Annotated in this window: 4 protein-coding genes; all 4 read left to right on the plus strand. The window is 57.0% G+C overall.

Annotation, left to right across the window (positions count from 1 at the left end; translation table 11 throughout):
• Positions 1 to 418: PEGA domain-containing protein (locus VI895_00015; GenBank protein HLG18181.1), on the plus strand; the 418-nt coding region annotated here is incomplete at its 5' end.
• Between the two features lie 143 nt (positions 419 to 561).
• Positions 562 to 1779, plus strand: a complete 1218-nt coding sequence (locus VI895_00020) for a PEGA domain-containing protein (GenBank protein ID HLG18182.1) — start codon at positions 562 to 564, stop codon at positions 1777 to 1779.
• Positions 1776 to 3947: an Ig-like domain-containing protein gene (locus VI895_00025; protein HLG18183.1), complete on the plus strand. Its 2172-nt coding sequence runs from the start codon at positions 1776 to 1778 to the stop codon at positions 3945 to 3947. Before VI895_00020 ends, VI895_00025 begins: the two co-directional genes overlap by 4 nt.
• 52 nt (positions 3948 to 3999) lie before the next feature.
• The coding region (locus tag VI895_00030) for a DMT family transporter (protein ID HLG18184.1) at positions 4000 to 4881 on the plus strand (882 nt) is incomplete at its 3' end.

The following is a 4881-nucleotide window of genomic DNA, read 5'->3' on the forward strand; positions in this document are numbered from 1 at the left end:
AATGGATCTCAAGGTGGAAAAACGAAGGCCACCGGCACCGACGCCCGTGACCGAAGTAGTGGACGACGAGCAGACCGCCGAGACACTCAAGCCGGCAGCCTCTAAACCTAAGGCCGTGAAAGAGAATCCTCCGAAATCAAAAAATGTGGCCAAAAAGAAAGTGAAAGCGATTTCGGCGAAAGGCGTTGGTTACCTCACAATTATTCCGGACGGACCCTTTGCGTCGGTGACGGTTGACGGAAAGAAAATCGGAGACACGCCGATGATTCGGTATGAGATCCGCGAGGGAACGCACAAGCTGATTTTCGAGAACGAAAAACTCTCCCGCAGACATGAAACCAAGATCGTCCTCCGGAAGGGGGAGGAGCTTCAGTTAACGAACATCTGGGCAGAGCCAAATAACGCCAACGACAACTAGAGTTACGTCCGCATCGGCCACATTTTGCACATGGGGCCGAGACCTCCTTAGAATGAACTCGCAATCGTCTTTCGAATCAATAACTTACGTACGAGTACGAAAGTGGTATCTGTGGTTGGCAATTTGCAGTTATGAATCCTGAAATGACGTTTCGGGGGGTAATTTCGACGGTTATCGTTTCTATTTTGGTGGTGGGGCAACCCACCGCAGGGCGGACCCAGCCGGCTTCGTTTCGCGTGGTTCTCGTGTCGACGTCCGCGGAGGCCAGTTCGCGAGTTGAGTTATTGGATTCCGAACTCCGCAAATTGGGCCTTCGGTCCTCCGTCATCAACCCCGACGATGACGTGCGAATGAAAGACGCGGACGCTGCACAGTCGAAAGGGCGGGCCCTGCTTACTGAAGCGAAGACGCTGTACCGAAAGCTGCGGTTTGCCGCATGCCTGGATCGCCTTAATGAAGCTCGAAAACAGATGGATTTGTCCGTGATCCGGGATTCGTATTTGCTGGAAGCCACGGTTCAACAGACGCAGAAAAAAGAGACCGCCGCAATCACCGCCCTTGAGGCTTATCGATCCCTCGGCGGGGGCGATCCCGACGAAGCTTACTATCCGCCGTCGTTTCTAGCTTTGTTCAAACAAGCCAAAGAGAACTTAGCCAATCGGCCCCGGAGTTCGGTGGTTGTGCGTATGGAACCGGTCCATGCGAAAGCGGCGTCGGTGTCTTTGGATGGCCGAATAGTGGGAACCGGATCGATTCGAATTCTGAGAGTACGCGTCGGAGAGCACCATATTCGAATCGAGTCGCTCGGCTACCAACCCTATTCGGAATTGTTTGTACTCCGGGAAGGGGGAGGGATGGTTGAACCGCGCTTGGCGTTTCTCTCCCCGTATCATCTGGCGAAACAGATCGTTGAAGAGCCGCAAGCTGCCCGTCGGGGAGAACTTCTCTCTCTCATGCAACAGGCGGCCGGCACAGATGCCGCGCTTCTGGTCGGCCGAGACGAGATTTCCCTCTACCAGGACTCAATGGAAATCTGGTCTCGCACGCTCGGTTCCGATTTCGCGCTTCAGCCGGGGAGCGATGCCGCTTCGGTTCAGGCGGCCCTGAACGCACCATCGAAAGTCGCGCCATCTGCACTGCTTGTTTCTCAGACAAGTCCATCGGGTGAATTGTCCGAATTCACAAAGAAACCGGTGTCGATGGCTTCGCTGGACAAACCCAAAGGTGACCGCGCGTGGTACCGGACCTGGTGGTTTTGGTCGCTGGTTGGCGCTGCGGCCGTGGGCGGCGGCGCGGCTTATTATTTTAACGGCAGCGGATCTTCCACGGATTCCGTCAGCCTGTCGGTGAAAGCACAATGAAAAGGGGTCCAAACTTACTCTTGGCGGTGCTTGTTCTTGTAGTCGGGACCAGCTGTTCAAAGGAATCGCCGTCCGATGTGACGATCGGCTACAGCGCGAGTGAACTCTCCGCGTCGTCGGGATCGGCGATTTTAGGCGTTATTGCGCCGGCAGCGGATGGATCGGTCGAGATTCTCTATGCGTCTCCGTTCCTTCCGCCGGATCAGATCCAACTGAGTAACCTTTCAATCCCGCGAGTCGATGCGGAGGTTGTGATCCTGACATTCTCGGAAGCATTGGCAGGCGTTCAGCCGACGTTTTTGCCTCCGTCCGCACAGAAATCAGGAAATCTGGTGCATCTCCCGCCCAACGGCATTTTCCACGCCGCCGTGCAAGGAGCGAGAAGTTTTGTTCCGCTCGCGGATTCCGATCCGAAAGCGACATTGATTCAGGCGTTCGCGGATATGGTGTGCGTCGATTCCAGCGTTTTGGTCGAGGTTACGCCGACGCCCTCGCCGAGTCCCACACCCACGTCGACTCCAACACCAACCCCCACACCGACGCCGAATCCGGACCAAACTCCGCCGACGGTCGTTTCCATTTCACCGCCGGATGGTGCGTTTGGAATCGCACCCGCGACGGCGATTACTGTAACGTTTAGTGAGCCGATTGATCCGGCCTCTGTAACGACTTCGTCGTTTTCTCTATCGGAATCGGGGCAGTCGGTTCCCGGCACGGTGCAGTACAACACAGGTGGGGCGACTTTCACACCCGCTCGCAGGCTGGCCTTGCTCTCGAGGGTGACGGTTTCTCTCGGTAGTTCGATTCGGGATCTAGCGGGGAATGGTCTGACTCCGCTCTCGAGCGACTTTACAACGCGGGACGGCACGTTTCTCCCCTCTGAAGTTCTCGAGTCCGACCCCAACTACAGTGTCGGGTCCGGAACGACGGCGTCGGACGCCGTCGGAAACCTGCTTGTCATATGGCCTCAAAGCGACGGCACGCGAAGCAATCTTTATTCTCGCTATCGTCGAGTCGGACAGCCGTGGGATCCCGAGGAGTTGGTCGAAACCCTCGACACGCAAAGCCCGCTGGGACCTCAGGCGGCGTTCTGGCCGTCCGGCGAGGCGCTCGTCGTCTGGAATCAGTCGAACGGCTCTCGAAATCATGTCTATGCGAATCGATTCGATCCCACTCAACCGGTGGGTCAGCGATGGGGAGTTCAAGCCTTGGTGGAAGACACGCCCGGGGCAGGAGCGACGTTTCTTCCCCGTCTCCGAATCGATTCAAATGGCAACGCAACGGCCGCTTGGACGCAGACCGATCCCGGGTCGACCGTTCGGAGCGTTTGGGCGAATCGATATGATGCCGCTTCAAAGACATGGGGATCACAAGCGGTACAGATCGAAAACGAGGCGACCAGCGCCTACTTGCTTGCAATTCTATCGATGGACGCGGACCAGAACGGGAACACTTACGCGTCCTGGATTCACACGGACGCCGGCGGGAAAAACTCTGTTTTCGTCGCCCGGTATCTGGCCGCTTCGGGCTGGGTATTGGGCGCGCCGATTGAATCTCTGGACACCGCCATGGCCTCGCCGCAGGTCGTCGTCGATCCCGTCACCCAAGATGCGATCGTGGTGTGGAACGAGACCGATTTGTCTACGACGCCTTCGATGAAACGACTTCGTGCCAATCACTTCTCCGGGGGTCAGTGGGGAAGCGTGCCGGACATCGTAGATGAGGAACTGAACAATCAAGTTCTCTCTTCCGTACAGCTTGGGGCCGATTCGTTCGGGATCTCGGCGCTCTGGGTGCACAACACGTTCGACAGCGCGACCAGCGCGACGACAGCCAATTTATATCTTCGACGGTATACGTCCACGTTGGGCTGGAGCCCGGTCGACGTGATCGCCTCGCTGGCCGGCGCCACGTTTGGGGCCCAGCAGATCGCTCTGGATCGTCAGGGAAACGCCATGGCCTTCTGGGAGCGGCTCGTCAACTCCTCCTACGAATTGGTTACTCGGCGTTATGTGACTGGTTTTGGCTGGCTCGGCGAGCAAACTTTGTCCACAAGTTCGAGCTCCGAAGTGCCGAGGTTCGGCATGAGTCCCCTTGGACACGGCGGCCTTTGCTGGATAAAACCGGATCCTTCAATTCTGGGGCTCTTTTGCAGCCGGTTTGAGTAAGCCGCTCGCTATCGAAGAAGGCGCAAAGATATGGTAGAAGGGCGCCCATTTTATGGCTTGGCTTTCGTTCTTCGCGCTGACTCTCTTTTGGGGTTGTTCGTTCATTGCGATCCGGTTCGCGGTGGAGGCGATTCCTCCGTTTGCAGCGGCGGGAATGCGGATATTTATCGCTACGCTGATTATGGGTCTCTTGGCGGTCGTGCAGCGGATTCGAGGCCCAAAGTCGTGGCGTGAAGTTTTCCTTTTGGCCTTTCTGGGCGTTCTCAACTTCGGCGTGCCTTGGGCCTGTCTCTTTTGGGGAGAGCAATATGTCGTTCCGGCGCTCGCCTCGATTCTGAACAGTACGGTTCCCATTTTTGTGCTGTTGTTCTCATGGGCGCTCTTGCCCGACGAACAACCGAACGTTTTAAAAGTGATCGGCGTCGGCCTCGGCTTCGGCGGCATTCTCTTGGTTTTTGCGCCTGCCCTTGATTTGAATCCGGCGGACCGCAACAACTTATATGGAATGTTAAGTGTCGTGACGATGGCCGTTTCCTACGCGATGGGCGGCGTCTTGATCCGCCGACACGCGCAGCATATCGATATTCGTTGGAGTATCGCCGTCCAGGGGGCGTGTGCATCGGCCATGCTCTTTCTTCTCAGCTTTGTTTCCGAATCAGGCGATTGGATCAGCTCGGCGACGGAGCGCGCTCAGGCGCTCTGGGGCGTCCTTTACTTGGCCATATTCTCCACGGCGATTGCCTGGTTTCTGTTTTTAAGTCTGATCCGGGAATGGGGCCCCCTTCGGGCCGCGGCGGTCACCTATACCCTTCCCTTCGTGGCCATCGTGATCGACTGGTTCTATTACGGAAAATGGCCGAGCGCGAACCAGCTCGTGGGCGCCGGATTGATCATCAGTGGTGTCGTTCTGATTCATGTCGCCCGATCGCGCGAC

The organism is Bdellovibrionota bacterium, from assembly GCA_035292885.1.
Lineage (GTDB): Bacteria > Bdellovibrionota_G > JALEGL01 > JALEGL01 > DATDPG01 > DATDPG01.